At 63.0% G+C, this 17,882-nt stretch carries 19 protein-coding genes; 5 read left to right on the top strand and 14 right to left on the bottom strand.

What is annotated here, in order from left to right; all coding sequences use genetic code 11:
* Positions 1-65 precede the first annotated feature (65 nt).
* The 14 genes from M9955_19695 to wrbA all read right to left on the bottom strand — a co-directional run bounded on the left by M9955_19695 (position 66) and on the right by wrbA (position 9,863).
* A complete protein-coding gene (locus M9955_19695; protein MCO5083867.1) occupies positions 66-278 on the bottom strand; it encodes a hypothetical protein in 213 nt (70 codons plus the stop codon).
* On the bottom strand, positions 268-510 hold the full coding sequence (locus M9955_19690; protein MCO5083866.1) for a hypothetical protein: 243 nt from the start codon (positions 508-510) through the stop codon (positions 268-270). Before M9955_19690 ends, M9955_19695 begins: the two co-directional genes overlap by 11 nt.
* On the bottom strand, positions 507-950 hold the full coding sequence (locus tag M9955_19685; GenBank protein ID MCO5083865.1) for a hypothetical protein: 444 nt from the start codon (positions 948-950) through the stop codon (positions 507-509). The genes M9955_19690 and M9955_19685 overlap by 4 nt, the downstream gene beginning before the upstream one ends.
* Positions 947-2,500, bottom strand: a complete 1,554-nt coding sequence (locus M9955_19680) for a YfjI family protein (GenBank protein ID MCO5083864.1) — start codon at positions 2,498-2,500, stop codon at positions 947-949. Before M9955_19680 ends, M9955_19685 begins: the two co-directional genes overlap by 4 nt.
* Positions 2,487-3,389: a toprim domain-containing protein gene (locus tag M9955_19675; protein MCO5083863.1), complete on the bottom strand. Its 903-nt coding sequence runs from the start codon at positions 3,387-3,389 to the stop codon at positions 2,487-2,489. Before M9955_19675 ends, M9955_19680 begins: the two co-directional genes overlap by 14 nt.
* Positions 3,389-3,595 (bottom strand): hypothetical protein, encoded by a 207-nt coding sequence (locus M9955_19670; protein ID MCO5083862.1) that lies wholly within the window; start codon positions 3,593-3,595, stop codon positions 3,389-3,391. Before M9955_19670 ends, M9955_19675 begins: the two co-directional genes overlap by 1 nt.
* Positions 3,592-4,614 carry a hypothetical protein gene (locus M9955_19665; protein MCO5083861.1) on the bottom strand — a complete coding sequence of 341 codons (1,023 nt, stop codon included), beginning with the start codon at positions 4,612-4,614 and terminating at the stop codon, positions 3,592-3,594. The genes M9955_19670 and M9955_19665 overlap by 4 nt, the downstream gene beginning before the upstream one ends.
* Positions 4,614-4,889, bottom strand: coding sequence for a hypothetical protein (locus tag M9955_19660; protein ID MCO5083860.1), 276 nt, complete (start codon positions 4,887-4,889; stop codon positions 4,614-4,616). The genes M9955_19665 and M9955_19660 overlap by 1 nt, the downstream gene beginning before the upstream one ends.
* A 110-nt stretch (positions 4,890-4,999) precedes the next feature.
* Positions 5,000-5,347, bottom strand: a complete 348-nt coding sequence (locus M9955_19655) for a single-stranded DNA-binding protein (protein MCO5083859.1) — start codon at positions 5,345-5,347, stop codon at positions 5,000-5,002.
* A gap of 209 nt (positions 5,348-5,556) precedes the next feature.
* Positions 5,557-5,781 (bottom strand): helix-turn-helix domain-containing protein, encoded by a 225-nt coding sequence (locus M9955_19650; GenBank protein ID MCO5083858.1) that lies wholly within the window; start codon positions 5,779-5,781, stop codon positions 5,557-5,559.
* A 154-nt stretch (positions 5,782-5,935) separates the two neighbouring features.
* Positions 5,936-6,955, bottom strand: coding sequence for a hypothetical protein (locus M9955_19645; GenBank protein ID MCO5083857.1), 1,020 nt, complete (start codon positions 6,953-6,955; stop codon positions 5,936-5,938).
* A 91-nt stretch (positions 6,956-7,046) separates the two neighbouring features.
* Positions 7,047-8,342 (bottom strand): site-specific integrase, encoded by a 1,296-nt coding sequence (locus tag M9955_19640; protein MCO5083856.1) that lies wholly within the window; start codon positions 8,340-8,342, stop codon positions 7,047-7,049.
* 266 nt (positions 8,343-8,608) lie between these two features.
* A complete protein-coding gene (locus M9955_19635; protein MCO5083855.1) occupies positions 8,609-8,854 on the bottom strand; it encodes a DUF982 domain-containing protein in 246 nt (81 codons plus the stop codon).
* A 409-nt stretch (positions 8,855-9,263) separates the two neighbouring features.
* Positions 9,264-9,863: an NAD(P)H:quinone oxidoreductase gene (gene wrbA / locus M9955_19630; protein MCO5083854.1), complete on the bottom strand. Its 600-nt coding sequence runs from the start codon at positions 9,861-9,863 to the stop codon at positions 9,264-9,266.
* Positions 9,864-10,038: 175 nt separating this feature from the next.
* Here wrbA and M9955_19625 point away from each other — a divergent pair, with 175 nt between their 5' ends.
* From M9955_19625 to M9955_19605, 5 genes are all read left to right on the top strand, one after another.
* Positions 10,039-10,779: a competence/damage-inducible protein A gene (locus tag M9955_19625; GenBank protein MCO5083853.1), complete on the top strand. Its 741-nt coding sequence runs from the start codon at positions 10,039-10,041 to the stop codon at positions 10,777-10,779.
* Positions 10,780-10,860: 81 nt separating this feature from the next.
* Positions 10,861-11,697 (top strand): universal stress protein, encoded by an 837-nt coding sequence (locus M9955_19620; GenBank protein MCO5083852.1) that lies wholly within the window; start codon positions 10,861-10,863, stop codon positions 11,695-11,697.
* A gap of 113 nt (positions 11,698-11,810) precedes the next feature.
* Entirely contained in the window at positions 11,811-12,317 is a 507-nt protein-coding gene (gpt, locus tag M9955_19615; GenBank protein MCO5083851.1) for a xanthine phosphoribosyltransferase, read from the top strand.
* 555 nt (positions 12,318-12,872) lie between these two features.
* Entirely contained in the window at positions 12,873-13,235 is a 363-nt protein-coding gene (locus tag M9955_19610; GenBank protein MCO5083850.1) for an NUDIX hydrolase, read from the top strand.
* A 698-nt stretch (positions 13,236-13,933) separates the two neighbouring features.
* Positions 13,934-17,776 (top strand): vitamin B12-dependent ribonucleotide reductase, encoded by a 3,843-nt coding sequence (locus tag M9955_19605; GenBank protein MCO5083849.1) that lies wholly within the window; start codon positions 13,934-13,936, stop codon positions 17,774-17,776.
* Positions 17,777-17,882: the final 106 nt, after the last annotated feature.

Below are 17,882 nucleotides of genomic sequence, written 5' to 3'. Positions count from 1 at the left end.
CAGTATCCCACGCCCCGGTTGAAGCATTCGAAAGTTGGTATTGCGCATTTTATGCGTCTGCCAGTTCACGCGGCACTCCGGCTCGTCAGATATGCCTCCAGCCCCTCCGCATCGCCCTCGATGACAAACTGAAGGGCGACCGGATCGACGCGCCACGGCGCCTTGGGGTGAAGCTGCTTGCCGATGCCGTAACGACGGCACCAGTTGGCTATCGTCTCCGGGGTCTTGCCGGCACGGCGTGCGGCAACAGTAAGCGAAATCGGTCCTTCAGCCTTCATTGACGGCCTCAATGACCGCGAGCGCGGCGAGATAGCGGAGACGGGCAGCATGGGCCGGTTTCCAATACCCGTCGCCGAGATGGCCCTTGGTCGCTGCGGCCTGTGCGATGTCGCGCTGCTGATCCGCGAGCGCCCGCTCGTAGGACGCGGAGGCGGACGCCAGCACGCGCTCGGCGGCTGCGGCGAAGGAGGTTTTGAAGGTTTTGAAGGTGCCTTCCGGGGCCATATTCATGATCTCTCTCCTGTCGGCTGCGACGGAATAGGACCGTCGACAAAGACGCCCCTGCCGGTGTGGTCGTAGCGAATGCGTCCCGCCTCCCGCAGGACGGTTTCCGCGTTCGCGGCGCGCGTCATGCCCCAGCCGAGAAACGCGGCCACGGGACCATAACCGCAGGGCTGAATCCGCCGGAGCGCCTCGGCATAGAGTTCAGCGTCGGATTTTTGGACGGTGACGGGCTCAGGATCGGCGGCGGAAACTGCCGGGGCGACCGGCGGACGAGCGACCGGGCTGATAGACCCTCCTGCATCCGACAAAACCGACTTAACCGACAAAACCCCTTCGCGCGTTAGTTTCAGCGCTGGTGGCGTCGTATCACCGGCGGTTTTGTCGGTTTTGTCGGTTTTGTCTTTTAGGGTAGAGGCCGATTTCGCGGCCTGAAGCCAGCGGCTCATGACTGCCTCCTATGGAGGCTCGGGTTGACATTGAACGCGCGAGCCGGCCTCCCGCCCTTCGGACCAGACGAGGCTTCTGCTGGCCGGATGACCTCTGCATCTTCAAGCAATTTCAGAACCGGGGCCATCTCCTCGGAGGTGCTGAGCCCATTGCGTTCGTATCGAAGCACCTGCCGGGTTGTGAACTCCTGCCAGCCTGCTTCGCGGATCAGCGCAACAAGGCGTCTGGCAGCCCGCTCAGCCGCCGGAACAGACGCGTCAGCATAGGCGCGGCGCGCCATCGGCAGCAGATATTCCTCAACGAGGTGCGCGGCCTTGGCAAATTGCTCCAGCGTGATTTCGCCCGGCTCGTCCGCCTCGCCCGATGCCCATTCGAGATGCGCCAGAACCAGAGACAGACGGGCGGCCATGCCGGGCAGCTTGCCTATGAAGGAAAGCAGCAGGCCTTCCGTCCCGGCTTCCCATTCGCGGACGGTTTCGCGGAAACTATCGAGGAGCCGGCGAGCATCGTCGGAGAAGTGGACAAACCATGGACGCTCGCAGCCTTCCTCATCGACAGGCATCTTCAGCGTCAGCAGCCGCGTGATGGCGCTTTCAACGAACGCTTCGTCGTAGAACAGGCTCGGCCGCTTGATCGGCGCCGGATGCGGCCAGATCGGCAGAAAGCGAGCAAGAAGGCCGTCGTCATCCGTTTTCGTCAGAAGACTGCGGAGCCGGTCAGGCTGAATGCCGCCGACGACGGCGACGGACAGGCGCTCGACATAGACGTTCTCGCGGCCCATGCGTTCGACGGTGTAGCCGCGCCCGCCATACGCCTCCAGCCAGAAGGGACGATCCGAGCCGCCCCCGGAATACCGCGTCATCCCCATAAGCCATCCCGCAAGCTCGTCACGGGCAAGCAGCGTGCCGCGCGGCTGATGGGACAGGATGACGGCCAGGCGCTCAATCGTAGTGTCGGACACCGACAGACGGGTCAGGAACGGTTCTGGGCCGGCATTGGCGCTATCCGGCCTCGGGGGCGGTTCTTCGCCGGCCTTGATCGCCGCCTTGACCGATTCCTTCCATGCGCTCTCTGCGAGCTTGGCGACCTCCGCCTTGCTCCTCCATTCCGAGAGGGCGGTCTGGTCCCTGTCGCGGATACGCCGCTCGGCCTGCTTCAGCGGGATCAACACCGCGTCGAGAGCCGGGGACTTGTTGGCAGAGGGATTGCCGACAACGACGCTCCACAGAATAGGCGGCTCGGCCCAGCCCTGCCATGGAGATACCCATCGGGTGTTGCCGATCAGCGATCCGCACACCGCCAGCACGGCGGCCACCACATAATCGGCGGGTGCGCCCTTGGCCTCGGCGGCGGCGCGAATCCATTTCGTCCAGCCCTTGGAGAACACGTCATCGAGCGGCAAGGCGGGCGGCTCCGGCAGATCGGCGCGGAGATAGCGCATATCAGGCTCGGGCCAGTTGCCGGGCAAGGCGTGATCGAGCGCGCTGCGCAGCATCGTCACACCTTCGACCTTGGGCAGATCGGCGGGGTTCGTCTCAAACTTCAGCATGGGCTTTCACCTTGTCGTTCAGGTCGTCGCCAGCCGCGTTCGGCGCAACGATGATGGTGTCGATGTTGTGAGAAGCGAGGCGAGCGGACGCCTCGCCCGTCGCCGCAATGCCGGCGGCGTCATGGTCCATGGCAAACCAGACAGTGCGCAGTCCGGGCCGTGGAGGGAATGCAGCCAGCGGGCCGGCGGACAGAAGCGACCACACCGGCAGGCCGGGAGCATCGGCGACAATCGGCAGCGACAAGACGCTCTCGATGCCCTCGCCAATGCCGAGCGCGGTCGTCACGTCTTCGTCAGGGCTCAGCTTCACGGCCCCGCCCCGGATCGGCGCCAGCGTCAACCGGCCGTTGGAGCCGAGATGCGAGAGCTTCTTGCCGTCCCGGTCTATCGCCGTCCTGTGGATCGCCTGCGGCTCGTCGGTGACGATGTTGCGGACCAGCGCGATCATGCAGCCGATGCGGTCCTTGCCGAAGGGGCATCGAGGATGCCACCGGAGCGCCGGCCCCTCATACGGTACGCGGCGGCTCGCCAGATAGGTTTCGGCCGGGGTGCCGTGGATCGGAACAGTCTCGCCCCAGATTGCCAAGGCGCGTTCCCTGTTGCGCTTCTCGTCCTCCGTTGGTTCGGCAGGGCGTTCGAAGCGCGCCCGCTCGTCCGGGCGGTGCTCGCCGGGCCGGAACTGCTCCAGCCCGAGCAACTGGCGGACATGATCCTTGCAGGCCTGCCAGTCATCGTTTGCGAACGATTGGACAAAGAACCCATCCGGTGCGTCGGCGGCGAAGCGCACGGACAGGGAGCGGTCGTGACGGCTATGTCCGGGGCCGGGACAGAGAATGCGCCCGGACAAGACTTTCCCGCCAAGAAGATCAGCGGCATGGCGGATGTCCATCAAGACGCGCCTCCCGTCCGGTCGCGAATGATCGCCGGGGCATAGGTGCGCTTCAGGCTATCAGCGTCAGCGAAGGCGAGTTCGCTGGTTTCCCACGCTGCGGAATACTCATCCGCAGCGCCGTCGTTCATGACGACGAGGAACCAGCCGTCAGGACGACGCAGACGCTCCACGGCAATGATGCGGAAGGCGGTGACGTTGCTCAAGACACACCTCCGATATGCTGGAGGAGGAGCTTGGCGACCTCGGCCTGCATCTGAGACTGCATCGCTTCCGTGGCGGCCTCGAAATCCTCAACCGCCGAACCGTCATCGACATATTTCAGGATCGCCCTGCGGCAGAGTTCGCGACCTGCCTCGGCGCGTGTCACAAGCGCGTTGGCCTCGACCTTCCGGGCTCCGAATTCCGCAAGGTAGTCCTGCACATAGGCCTTGCCGTGGTCGGGATGGCGGGGATCATCGAGACGCCCACCGCTGCCTGTCTCGAGGTTGTTGATCCACGTCAGCCCATGGTCGCGGATGAAATCCGCATTGAGGCCGAAGCGGTCGATGACGAGATTGTCCGGCTTCCACCCCACCGCCCGCGACAGGTCGGCGAGATTCTTGTGCAGGAAGTCGGAAATGCGCAGTCCCGCTGGGTCGAAGTCACCGGCATAGAGCAGGACGCACTGCCGGCCTTCCATCTCGTGCTCGGCGAAGCGGCGCATCATGGCCGCCCGCGAGTTGATGTCGGCAGAACCCCGCGCATTGGCGATGGGAACGCGGTACTCGGCGCAGATCGGCTCGAAGAGGCTCTTCAGGTCGATCTTCTCCACCAGCATCTCGACGTAACGGGACTGGTACGTCCAGAACGATACGGGCCGGTAATAGGCATGGGCCTGCTGGACGTAGGAGAGCACGTCCAATGCGCTTTCCTGCGGCGTCTCCGTATCCGGCACCTCAACGTTGGAAAAGCGCCGGGCGCCGTCTTCCGCCGCGATGTCGAGCGGTAGCTCGCCGGTCTTACGGCAGTCGTTGATCAGCGTCTCGGCGGCGTCGAAGTCGCCCTTGTTGAGGCCGTATTCCTCAAGAAGGTAGCACCAGCCACGGGCGCTGATAGCAAAATCCAGCCTTGCCCGGATTTCGAGGATCGCCGCACAGAATGCACGGCGACGCTCCTGGTATTGGGCCTCTGCGGTCGCACTCAGGCGACCGCGAGGACGACGGGGAAGAGACAAGGCGTCCATCAGGCGGCCGCCCCGTATTCTTTCACGACGCGAATGCTGGACCGCAGCACGTAGCGGGCATGGGAACCGGCGAATGGCCCGCCGTGATCCTCATCGATCGTCTCGACATGGACACCGGCGCCGCGCAGCTTCCACACATAATGCGACCAGCGCGGTCCCGGCGTCGTGATCGGCGTACAACCGCGTTCACCGGCCCGGATGAGGTTGTCGAGCGCCCAAGCCGCCCGACCAATGAATGTGACCGGAAGCGGCTGCGCATCGACGTAGACCTGCATCGACGGCTTTTTGGAAGTGTTCTGCATGACAGTATTCTCGCGATAGGCCGCGCGCTCGTCGGCGCTGGCGGCGGTGATGACGGGGGAGGATTTTGAGGAACGGGAGGCGGTCACGAGGCCGTCTCCTGCTGCTTGCGGCGTCCGCCGGATGGGCGCACTGTGCGGGCCGAAATCACGGCGTCGGCGATGACTTCCAGCCGCTCGCGGGCATTGCCGTCGCGATCCTTCCAGCTATTGCGCCGGACGCGACCGCAGACGCTGACCAGATCGCCCTTGCCATGCCGCAACAATTCTTCGGCGACGCGGCCGAAGGTGATGATCCTGAACCAGATCGGTGCGCTGTTTTCCGGGTCGTCCACGTTCACCGCGAGAGCGGCCGCGACCATCTTCGTCCCGGTTTTTGTGTCGAACGACCTGGGCTCGTCACCAAGTCTGCCGTAGGCGGCGGCCTGTATCATGTCGTCGCCCTCCTCGGATTGGGGAAGGCGAGTTCGGCGACCACGGACGCAAGATGCGGGGTGATAAAGTAGTGCCGGCAGAGGGTCGCTACTTGCAGGGCTTGCGCGTTGAGGTTATTTTGGAAGTCAGTTGAGCCGCCAAGCACAACGACATTCCGAGCCCCACCGTCACCAGCGGTGGGGTTTCGCGTTTCGAGGGCCATAGTCGATCACGCGGCCTCCATCACATCGGAGGTCGAGCGACGGCGGCGAGCCGCCAGCCACGCATCAAGGTCATCAGGATCGTAAACGACCACGCGGCCGAGCGAGATATAGATCGGCCCGTTACCAGATACCCTGAGCTTGTTGAACGTCGACTCAGTGGAGCCGCAGTATTCCGCCGCCTGCTTTGTGCGCAGCTTTGGACGGCCGGTCGGTTTTTCGATAGCGTTCATCTTCGTTCCTTCTGCTCCGGCTGCCCGCCCTTGGCGTGGCGTTGCCGTTGTTTGCAGATGGAAGCCTGCCCGCTATCTAATTGAGTGTATTGCGACAAATACCGACAAGTCGCCTCCTGTCGCGTTCAGTCGGTATTTGTCGCTAATTGTCGGCTCAGGATAGGCCGCTCCTTTTGAAGAACCTTCGGAAGGTTACATCGTCTGGCCGCTTTGTCGTTTTGCCAGTCAGTTCTTTCATCTTGCTGAAGATGAGGTCGTTTCGATCTTTCACGCTGCTGAATGCCGGCATTCTGCCGTCCGGCCATAGCGCAGCTACCGCCTCTCCAATCGCCCTGTGAGTGGCGCTCATTTGCACTGACAAATCTTCGGGTGCGGGCTCTGCGCTGGTATTTGGCGCTGGCGACTGCTGCCCGCCGTCCACCTTATCGCCTCGCAGAGATTGCCAGTAAGTCGTGAAGGACGTTCGCTCCACATAAATCCATGCATTGTCCGGCAGCAAATGCCCGTGCGAAAGCCCGTTCAGAAGTCCCTCAATGTTCGGAACGATTTCCACATAGGGGTTGTCAGGGTTCATCTGGCATTCGAAGAAGCGACGAAAGGCGAGCGCCGTCCGCCATTCCACGCGCGGTGAGGGCGCGAAGACCCCATCAGGCGACATTGTTCCAAAACATAGTTGGTCTTGTGCTGCCGCCTCGGTCATCGCCTTAACCACGATGTTCCACATGCCAATAGCAGCGTCGGCCGTAGCGGCTTCATGACGATTGTAGAGTTCGAAAACCTCAGCCCACTTTTCTTCCGGCAATGGGCATTTCCATCTCCGCCCGAATCGTCTGAACTCGGCAAACGCATCGGGGATTGGCGCGTCCTGATGGGTATATCTTGCAAATATCAAGAGCGCGGTGAGGCCGTCGAAGCCGTTGGTGACATACTCTCGCCGCCCATCAAGCACTGGCATATTGGCCAGTATCGGCACGCGGGTGTTCCAGCGCTCACCAAAGAGAGCGTCGCCGACCAGATGGAATGCTTTCCCAAGGAAGATGTATTCGAGCGAATCGTGAGGCCACTCCGACACCCTATCACGCCGCCAAAACTCTACGCTCCGCGCACGCTTTTCGTCTTGGAGCAACAGATATTGTGCTCGCTCGTTTTTAGGCTTCGACGTTTCGTCTGCCATTTCGCGCACCTCGCGAGCACCATGAGGACCGCAGGGAAACCGGGAGGTGCACCCCGGCTTGTCGGCTGGCCGGCCTATCCCTGCGGGTCGATTACGAGGCTTGGCCCCGCTTGAGCTTAATCACTTCGGCGGATGGCACTTGTTCGCCCATGGCCGCAGCGATGGTGTTGCCGATTGCGTTCGAGGCCTTCCGAAGCGGATCGGCATCGAGATGTGCATACCGAGCCGTGGTTGTGGGCTGTGTGTGGCCGAGCAGCTTGCCAATCACCGGGAGGCCCATACCGCCGCCGGCACCGAAGGACGCGAAATTGTGCCGGAGGTCGTGAATGCGGAGATCATCAAGGCCGGCGTGTTTCCGAATCATGCTCCACGGCCGCTTCAGGTCGGATCGCGGTTTCTCGTCCTTGGTGCCAGCCTTCTCCCCGGCAATCACGTAGCTGCCCAAGCGCGTGAGGTTCTGCAGAACGGCCATTGACGGCGCGTTGAGCACAATCGTCTTGCGCCCCGTCTTGGACTCCGGCAGCAGCAGCAAGCCACGCTCAAGATCTACCCATTCCCATCTCAGGCCAAGAATTTCCCGCAGCCTCGCCCCTGTGAACACGAGAAGCCGCAATGCTGCGGCAGCGTGCTCACTGATGACCGTTTCTTGCTTTTTCTTCGGAACGTGCTTCGACTTTTTGTCGGGCCGGACCTCCCAAGGGATGCCCACGGTCTCCGCCTCCCTGATCGCGGCCCCCAAACGCTCTAGCTCCGCCGCAGAAAGCAACCGTTCACGCCGATCCTCGGGATAGCGTTCAATTCCTTTTGCCGGGTTCGTGCCTTCAGGCACCAGACCGTGCTTCCCTGCAAACGCATACATAGAGCCGACAACAGCCAACACCCGGTTTGCCTGAAACGGCTTCTCCCTCCAGTCGAGATGCAGCTTTGCCAACTGGCTTCGGGTGACATCCTTTGCCTTTTTCGAACCAAGGGCAGGTATGACAATGCGATTCAGGATGTCCTCGTAGTTCAAGTAGGTCCCGCTTTTCCGCTTGGGCTGCACATGCGAGGCCAGGAACTGCTCCGCCACCGCCTTAACCGTGGCCGCCGTGCGCTGCTCGGTGCGCGCTGCCTGAGGATCGAGGCCGACCTTCGCCTTGGCGCGCAGCATGTCAGCCTGCTTTCGCGCCTCATCAGGCGTGAACTCCCCTACCCTTCCGATGGTGACGCGCTTCGTCGTTGCGCGCCGTCCGCCTTCAACACCCTTGTATTCGAACACCCATGACTTCTGCCCCGATGGGAACACGCGAAGGCCGAAGCCCCGTATCTCACTATCGAAAAGGGTATAGCGAGCTGCCTTAGGTTCGGCCGCATCAACGACACGCTTTGTAAGCTTCAACTTGGGCATCGTCGGGGGCGTCGGTTTCTCTCTCGGGGCGTCACCGGGGCGTCACCAAAACTGGAAACCACCGGAAACTCACGGAAAGAACATACCGTGAAACGGATTATGGTTCAATGCGCTACAGACACTGTGGAAAACGCCCGGAAACAGCCGGCAATGTCTTCCCTCAAATTTGGGATCAGGGGGTCGCAGGTTCGAATCCTGCCACTCCGACCAATAAATCAATAACTTGGCTATTCGGCATCGCATCGCCTGCGAGCCTTCGGGCCGGGCTACTCGGCCAGAATACGGGCCTGCTCCGCTGCGTCGACGAAGGCTGCCCGCGCATCTTCCGCGGGTGTCTCGCCCGTGACAGCCGTCTTGCAGGCGCGCCATGCCGCCCGATAGCGCAAGGACCTTTTTTCGGGCCAGTTGCCGGTCAACGCGGACACGGCCTCCTGAGCGCTCATGATGTACCGGATGTCTCCGGAGATGCCGGTGGCGATCGAGACCGGCTTTGTGAACCAGCTTGACTGCATGGAAAGCCTCCCAGAACGAAGACCGTCGCTGCAATGATACCACCTGCAGTCCAGAAACGATTGCACAACCCCGTGAACGCCCACGGAATCGAAAAGGGCGGCGCGACGCCGCCCTTTGAAACTTCCGGCAAACGCGCAGGGTCAGGACCTGCTCATTTGGCTGGAATGGCGTTCGAGATGGCGAGAGATGCAAGGAAAAGCCTGAGGAGCGGGGTTGTTCCCCCGGTCGAAGGTTTTGACGCGGCAGATCGACGCCATGTCGATCGTCCTTCGGATCGGGCTGATTTGCACGGGCTTGCTTGTCGCAAGGCCTTGAAAGGCTTCAGCCTTCCTGCGGCCTTGCTTCGCGCATCCGCGCAAATCCGCTCCGACCATTCCAGTCAAATCAACAGGTCCTGACCCTGACTGCTCAGCCATGCAGCTTCGCCGCGATCTCGGCCACGCGCCTGCCCTGGAATTTCGCGCCTTCAAGCTCCTGCGCCGAGGGCTGGCGCGAACCGTCGGTATCGGACGTCGTCGTCATGCCGTACGGTGCGCCGCCGCGCACGACGTCATTGCCGGACTGGCCCTGATAGGCATAGGACAGCGGCACGATGATCATGCCGTGATGCTGCATCCAGATCTGGCTGGAAATCAGCGCCACCTCGGCGCCGCCATGCTGCGTCGCGGTCGACGCCATGACCGAGCCGACCTTGTTCAGCAGGGCGCCCTTCGCCCACAGCGGACCGGTCTGGTCGATGAAATTCTTCAGCTGAGCGGCCATCATGCCGTAGCGCGTCGAAGCGCCGAAGATGATCGCGTCGTAGTTCTCGAGCTCCAGCGGCGTGGCGATTTCAGCCTTCTGGTCGAGCTTGTAGTGAGCGGCTTTCGCCACCTCCTCGGGGACCAGTTCGGGCACGCGCTTGACGGTCACCGTCGCGCCTGCCTCGCGTGCGCCCTCGGCCGCCGCGTTGGCCATCTGTTCCATGTGGCCCCAGCTCGAATAATAGAGCACCAGCACCTTTGCCATCAGTATCTCCTTCGTCGGCAATGAGGCTTGCACGGAACGCGAGCCCCGGCCTTCGATCTAGCGCATATGCCGTGCATGAAAAGCGATCCGCCCGCCGACAGTTCGTTCACTGTATGGCGACACTTGCCGGCCGGACGTCGTCTCGGTATCTGACGAGGGTTCATCGGAGCGGGCCATGCCGGACATCGTCACAGCAGCCATGATCGTCATTGGCGACGAAATCCTCTCGGGGCGCACGCTCGACAGGAATATCGGGCATCTCGCCGGTTTGATGACGGCTGTCGGCATCGATCTCAAGGAGGTGCGCATCGTTCCCGACGAGGAGGACGAGATCGTCGCCGCCGTCAACGCGCTGCGCTCCCGCTACACCTATGTCTTCACCACCGGCGGCATCGGGCCTACGCACGACGATATCACCGCGGACTCCGTCGCCAAGGCGTTTGGCGTGCCCTGCGACTACGACGCGAAAGCGATGAAGCTCCTCGGCGACAGCTATGCCGGCCGCGGCCTGGAGTTCACCGAGGCGCGCAAGCGCATGGCGCGCATGCCGGTCGGCGCGGAGCATATCGACAATCCAGTATCGGTGGCGCCGGGTTTCCGGATCGGCAACGTCCATGTGATGGCGGGCGTGCCAGCCGTGTTCCAGGCGATGATGGACAATGTGTTGCCGACGCTCCGCACCGGCACGAAGCTGCTCTCCGCCACCATCCCCTGCCCGCTCGGCGAGGGCGTGATCGGCGGCCCGCTGGCGGAAATCCAGAAGCGCCATCCGGACACGATCATCGGCTCCTATCCCAAGTTCGGCGACGGAAAGTTCTGGACGGAACTTGTTGTCCGGGCCCGCAGCGCAGAGGCGCTGGAGGCGGCCCGCGCCGAGGTGGAGGCCATGGTCGCAACTCTGTCCGCGCAGAAATAGCGGCATGAGGCGCCGGGAACTGGTGACCGTATCCGGCTGTTATGGCAAGGTCATAAGCCAGCGCTATTGAGGGAGGCCGTCATGACCTACAACACTTTTCTGGCCATCATCCAGAACGACGAGGATGCCGGTCGCGTGCTCGATTTCGCCGTGCCGCTCGCCGCCGGGGTGGGCGGCCATCTGATCGGCCTTCACACGGAGGCGATACCGATCGCCTATTCGAGCCCCGTCGGCTTTCCGGAAGCCGAATTCATGCAGGCGACGAGCGAGGTGAACACCGCCCGCGCCGCCAAGCTGGAAGCCTTCTTCAAGGAGCGCGTGCAGGCGGCAGGCATCTCGCATGACTGGCGCAGCCTCGAGAGCTTTTCCGGCGACAGCGGCGTTTCGGGCCTGAGCAGCGCGCGCTCCGTCGATCTCGTCGTCGTCGCTCAACCGTCGCCGGAGGCCGATGCTCCGACGGCCGATGTGGAGACGATGATCTTCGACAGCGGCCGCCCCGTCATCATAGCGCCCTACACCGGAGCGACGACAGCGGTGTTCAGGCGCGTGCTGATCGCCTGGAACGCCAGCCGCGAAGCCTCCCGCGCCGTGTTCGACGCCCTGCCCTTCATTCTCGCTGCCGAGCACAGCGAGGTGTTGGCGGTCGACCCGGAGGACAATCCCGCACGCCCAGCCGACAAGGCCGGCGAAGGCATCGCCGCGACGCTGCGCCGGCATGGCGCCAACGTCACCGTCAATCGCATGGTGTCGGGAGGACGCGGCATCGACGACATCATTGAGGACCGGATCGCGGAAACGGCGGCGGACCTCGTGGTGCTCGGCGCCTACAGCCACTCGCGGCTGCGCGAGTTCCTGTTCGGCGGCGTGACCCGCAGCGTGCTCAAGTCGATGTCGGTGACTACTTTCATGTCGCGCTAGAAAGCGTTGAAAACCAAGCCGCGCGGGCACGGCACGCCCTTGCCAGCGGCTGCCTTTTCCCGGTAATTGCGACTGCATTCCACGTTTTCGGCCATGGCCCAGGAGTGCAGTCGATGTCCCTTCCCGAAAAGGCGTTTCCCGTTTCCTGGGACCAGTTCCACCGCGACGCCCGGGCGCTCGCATGGCGGCTTGCCGGCTCGCAAAGCGCCAAGAACGAGTGGAAGGCGATCGTCTGCATAACGCGCGGCGGCCTCGTGCCGGCGGCGATCATCTCGCGGGAACTCGGCATCCGGATGATCGAGACGGTCTGCGTCGCATCCTACCACGAATATACCGAGCAGGGTCAGCTCGCGGTCCTGAAGGAAGTCTCCGCCCCCCTTCTCGAAAACGACGGCGAAGGCGTGCTGATCGTTGACGACCTGACCGATACCGGCAAAACGGCGGCCATCGTGCGGGCCATGATGCCGAAAGCTCACTTTGCTACTGTCTACGCCAAGCCCAAGGGCCGGCCGCTCGTCGACACTTTCGTTACGGAGGTCTCGCAGGACACCTGGATCTATTTCCCATGGGACATGGGTTTCACCTACCAGAAGCCCATCGCCGATGATCATAGGGGGTGAGAAGCGGCCGGCCGCAGGCCGATCGATCGACAAAGATTTGTCAATTGAAGCGACGAACGCCCGGAGCCATAGCGGAGGGCAAAAACCGGTTCGCACAGCTATTGATTGTGCCAGTGGCACGATCAAAGGCTTCGAATGCCGGGGAGCTGCCGGAGGCAGCGGGGGCCGGCAGGCCGGCTAAAACCGCAGGCCCCGACAGGACGTCTGCCGGCCTTCCCCGTCTCCCGTCAAATCCTCTGACACACGCCTGTTATCCATCCCTGTCATCTGCATCGCGTCACGACGAATCGCGAGACTTTCCGGCGTGGGATTCACTCCTTCGATTCGGTCTGGGCGGCCTCGGATGTTTCCGGATCGTTTACCTTGATTGCGGAAAATACCGTCTTGCGCATCGGCTAAGGCGGGACTCGGGGCATGAGGACTTGGAGCTTGGCATCGACGGATCGTCCGGTCAGCGGTCGGCGCACTTCGGATAGCGACGGAATTGTGCGGACGAGCCGGCAGCTCCAGGCCGCCGCCCTGCCTTGGCGACGCACGCCGTCCGGCATAGAAATCATGCTCGTGACCAGTCGAGGACGCGGGCATTGGCTTTTGCCGAAGGGCTGGCCGGGCCGGAATGAACGCCTGCACGACGCCGCCTCCCGCGAGGCATATGAGGAAGCGGGACTCAAGGGCATCGTCGCCGTGCAGGAGTTTGGCCGGTATTTCTACCACAAGCGCATGGCAGCCAGCGCGATCGCCTGCGAGGTCAGCGTTTTTCCGCTGCGCGTCGTTCGCGTCGCGGACAAGTGGAAGGAATCGGGCCAGCGATCGCGCAAGTGGATGGGGCCGTCCGAAGCAATGGAAGCCGTGCAGCAGCCCGATCTGCGGGCCCTCATCGCAGCCTTTTTCGAAACCGCCGCGCGAAACGCGGCCTGAGCCGCCATGACGCGACCGTGACCGCCTGACAGCACGACGCGGTTGATGGCCATAAAACGGCAGTTCTGTCCATCAATTCCGCGCCGTAGCCCGTCCTTCCGCGGTGTACGGAAAGTCGAGCCTCGACAGGCAAATGCGTCGCGCTCTCCCCAATATCCACATAGCCGGCACACAATATATAGCGGTCACAAAAGTTACATGACCGAGTGCTTGACGACGTCCGGCGAGTCGACTCTTATAGGTCATGCGCTCCTGTAGCGGGCGTGGCCGGGCACTCCGTTGTCGGCCGTTTTTCCAAGATTTCGCGTGTATCTGCGAGCCTGCACAGCTTCCGGGAGATCGGAGCTGCAAGTGGGTTTTGCGTGTGGAAAAAATGGTGGCGAAGGACGGTTTTGGACTGGCATAAAGCGTCTGTTAACACTATATTTAGCGTTCGCGTATAGAGTTAACACTAGATGGTGTGGCATTCTTCCCGATGAAGATCGAGTCGCGCCGCAACAATCTGAAGAGCCGCAAGGCCGGGGATATCGCAGGCATCAGCGCTTGGACGGAAGCGCAAGGCGAATATCGGCGGGCTGGAGCGAAGATGAGAACCGGAGGGTGGGCGCCCTTCGGAAGTGGTGGGGTGCGCCTTGCGGAAAGGGAGCGGAAAGTTCCCGGCAGAGGCGCTATATATAGACGGAAAAGGGACGACTGAGATGCGGATCGAGCGGCGATTCACCAAAGAAGGACAATCACGCTATGCGGAGATCGAGTTCCGCAAGGCGACCTCGGAGATCAAGAATCCCGACGGCTCGATCGTCTTCCGCGCCGCCGACATCGACGTGCCCGTCCAGTTCTCCCAGGTGGCGACCGACGTGCTCGCCCAAAAGTATTTCCGCAAGGCCGGCGTGCCCGCGCGCCTGAAGCGCGTCGAGGAAAACGACGTCCCCTCCTTCCTCTGGCGCTCCGTTCCCGACGAGGCCGAGCTTGCCAGGCTGCCCGAGAACGAGCGCTACGTTTCGGAGACCGACGCCCGTCAGGTCTTCGACCGTCTCGCCGGCACCTGGACCTATTGGGGCTGGAAGGGCAAGTATTTCGACACTGAGGAGGACGCCCGCGCCTTCCGCGACGAGCTCGCCTACATGCTCGCCACCCAGCGGGTCGCGCCGAACTCGCCGCAATGGTTCAACACCGGGCTGCACTGGGCCTACGGCATCGACGGTCCCGGTCAGGGCCACTATTATGTCGACCCCTTCACCGGCAAGCTGACCAAGTCGAAGTCAGCCTACGAGCATCCGCAGCCGCATGCCTGCTTCATCCAGTCCGTGGGCGACGACCTCGTCAACGAGGGCGGCATTATGGACCTGTGGGTGCGCGAGGCGCGCCTGTTCAAATACGGCTCCGGCACCGGCTCGAACTTCTCCTATTTGCGCGGCGAAGGCGAAAAGCTGTCAGGCGGCGGCAAGTCGTCCGGCCTGATGTCGTTCCTGAAGATCGGCGACCGCGCGGCCGGCGCGATCAAGTCGGGCGGCACCACGCGCCGCGCCGCCAAGATGGTGATCGTCGACGCCGATCACCCGGATATCGAGGCGTTCATCGACTGGAAGGTGACGGAGGAGCAGAAGGTCGCGTCGCTCGTCACAGGCTCCAAGATCGTCAAGAAGCATCTGGAGGCGATCCTCAAGGCCTGCGTCAATTGCGAGGGCCATGACGACGACTGCTTCGACCCGGCCGTCAACCCGGCGCTGAAGCGCGCCATCCGCGAGGCGAAGAAGAACGCCGTCCCGGAGAACTACGTCTACCGCATCATCCAGTTCGCGAAGCAGGGCTACACGAAGCTCGACTTCAAGACCTACGACACCGACTGGGATTCGGACGCCTATCTCACCGTTTCCGGCCAGAACTCGAACAATTCGGTCTCGCTGAAGGACGATTTCCTGCGCGCGGTGGAGAATGACGGCGACTGGAAGCTGACCGCCCGCAAGGACGGCAAGGTCATCAAGACCCTCAAGGCCCGCGACCTGTGGGAGAAGATCGGCTACGCCGCCTGGGCCTCGGCCGATCCGGGCCTGCACTTCAACACCACGATGAACGACTGGCACACCTGCGCGGCGGCGGGCGCCATCCGCGCGTCGAACCCGTGCTCGGAATACATGTTCCTCGACGACACGGCCTGCAACCTCGCCTCGATCAACCTCCTGCCCTATCGCAACGCCGACGGCACGATCGACATCGAGGCCTATGAGCATACCGTGCGCCTGTGGACCGTCGTGCTCGAAATCTCGGTGATGATGGCGCAGTTCCCGTCTAAGGAGATCGCCAAGCTTTCCTACGAGTACCGCACGCTCGGCCTCGGCTACGCCAATATCGGCGGCCTGCTGATGACCTCCGGCATCCCCTACGATTCCGACGAAGGCCGCGCCATCTGCGCGGCGCTGACGGCCATCATGACCGGCGTTTCCTATGCCACCTCGGCCGAGATGGCGAAGGAGCTCGGCGCCTTCCCGGACTATGACCGCAACAGCGTCAACATGCTGCGCGTCATGCGCAACCATCGCCGCGCCGCCTATGGCGACAAGGATGGCTACGAAAAGCTCGCCGTCAATCCGGTGCCGCTCGTCCATGCCGACCTGAAGCAGGCAGCCCTCGGCGAGCACGCCAAGGCCGCCTGGGACCGCGCCATCGAACTTGGCGAGGAACACGGCTACCGCAACGCGCAGGCGACCGTGATCGCGCCGACCGGCACGATCGGCCTCGTCATGGATTGCGACACGACCGGCATCGAGCCCGATTTCGCGCTGGTGAAGTTCAAGAAGCTGGCCGGCGGCGGCTATTTCAAGATTATCAACGCCGCCGTGCCGGAGGCGCTGCGCACGCTCGGCTATTCCGAAAGCCAGATCGCCGAGATCGACGCCTATGCGGTCGGCCACGGCAATCTCAACCAGGCGCCCGGCATCAACCCATCCTCGCTCAGGACCAAGGGTTTTACCGACGAGAAGATCGCGGCGGTCAACGCGGCGCTGAAGTCGGCCTTCGACATAAAGTTCGTGTTCAACAAGTGGACGGTCGGCGAGGATTTCGCCAAGACCGCGCTCGGCTTCACCGACGAGCAGCTCAACGATTTCTCCTTCGACATGCTGGCCGCGCTGGGCTTCACGAAGAAGGAGATCGAGGCCGCCAACATCCATGTCTGCGGCGCCATGACGCTCGAAGGCGCGCCCTTCCTCAAGGCCGAGCACCTGCCGGTGTTCGACTGCGCCAATCCTTGCGGCAAGATCGGCAAGCGCTTCCTCTCGGTGGACAGCCACATCCGCATGATGGCGGCGGCGCAGCCCTTCATCTCGGGCGCCATCTCGAAAACCATCAACATGCCGAACGACGCGACGGTCGAGGACGCCAAGAATGCTTACATGCTGTCGTGGAAGCTGGCATTGAAGGCAAACGCGCTTTACCGTGACGGCTCAAAACTGTCGCAGCCGCTCAACGCCTCGCTGCTCGCCGATGACGACGAGGAAGAGGACGATGCGGTCGAGGCGCTGGTCGCGCAGCCGGCCGCCGCGCGCGCCGCGCAGGTGACGGAGCGGATCGTCGAACGCATCGTGGAAAAGGTCGTTCGCGACCGCGAGAAGCTGCCGAACCGTCGCCAGGGCTACACGCAGAAGGCCGTCATCGGCGGGCACAAGGTCTATTTGCGCACCGGCGAATTCGGCGACGGCCGCCTCGGCGAGATCTTCATCGACATGCACAAGGAAGGTGCTGCCTTCCGCGCGATGATGAACAATTTCGCCATCGCGATCTCGCTCGGCCTGCAATATGGCGTGCCGCTGGAAGAATATGTCGAGGCGTTCACCTTCACCAAGTTCGAGCCGGCGGGCGTCGTCATCGGCAATGATGCGATCAAGAACGCCACCTCGATCCTCGACTATGTCTTTCGCGAGCTGGCGGTCTCCTATCTTTCCCGCCACGACCTTGCCCATGTCGACACGTCCGACTTCTCCAACACGTCGCTCGGCAAGGGCATCCAGGAAGGCAAGACCAACCTCGTCTCGACCGGCTGGACGCGCGGCCACAAGCCGACGCTGGTCGCCGCTTCGGCAGAGCCGAAGGGCTTTGCGGGCAGCGCCGGGGCTTCGAGTCCCTCCGGGACTACCACCTCCCCCCTCCGCTCGGCTCCGACCGCGGCGTCAACCTCCAACGTGCGCGCCATCTCGTCCGGCGCGACGGTGACGGCGCTGAAGACGGTTTCAACCGAGCAGCGGGAGGAAGCGACTGCCTTCCGTCGCGACTACGAGGAACGCGCCGCGGAGTTCGCCGAGGAGGTGGAGGAGGACAGCCCGCCGGACCTGTTCGACGCGCCGTCCGCGACCACGGCCCTGTTCACCGACAAGGCGCAGGCCGACGCGTCGGCTGCGAAGGCGCTCGCCGCCGCCCGCCGCCAGCAGTCGCTGATGCAGGGCTATACTGGGAACGAATGCTCCGAGTGCCACAACTTCACGATGGTGCGAAACGGCACCTGCGAGAAGTGCGACACCTGCGGAAGCACAAGTGGCTGCTCGTGATATGCCAAGTGAGCGATTGGCATACTTCTGGACGGAGTTGAGATGGAAGCTGTCGGGGGCGGCGCGCCCTCAATAGCGCCGTAGCCGCCCCCGACTGCGACTGCGT

This window comes from Rhizobiaceae bacterium, assembly GCA_023953845.1.
In the GTDB taxonomy this organism is placed as follows: domain Bacteria; phylum Pseudomonadota; class Alphaproteobacteria; order Rhizobiales; family Rhizobiaceae; genus Arvimicrobium.
This window is presented reverse-complemented; position numbering and strand designations above follow the sequence as displayed.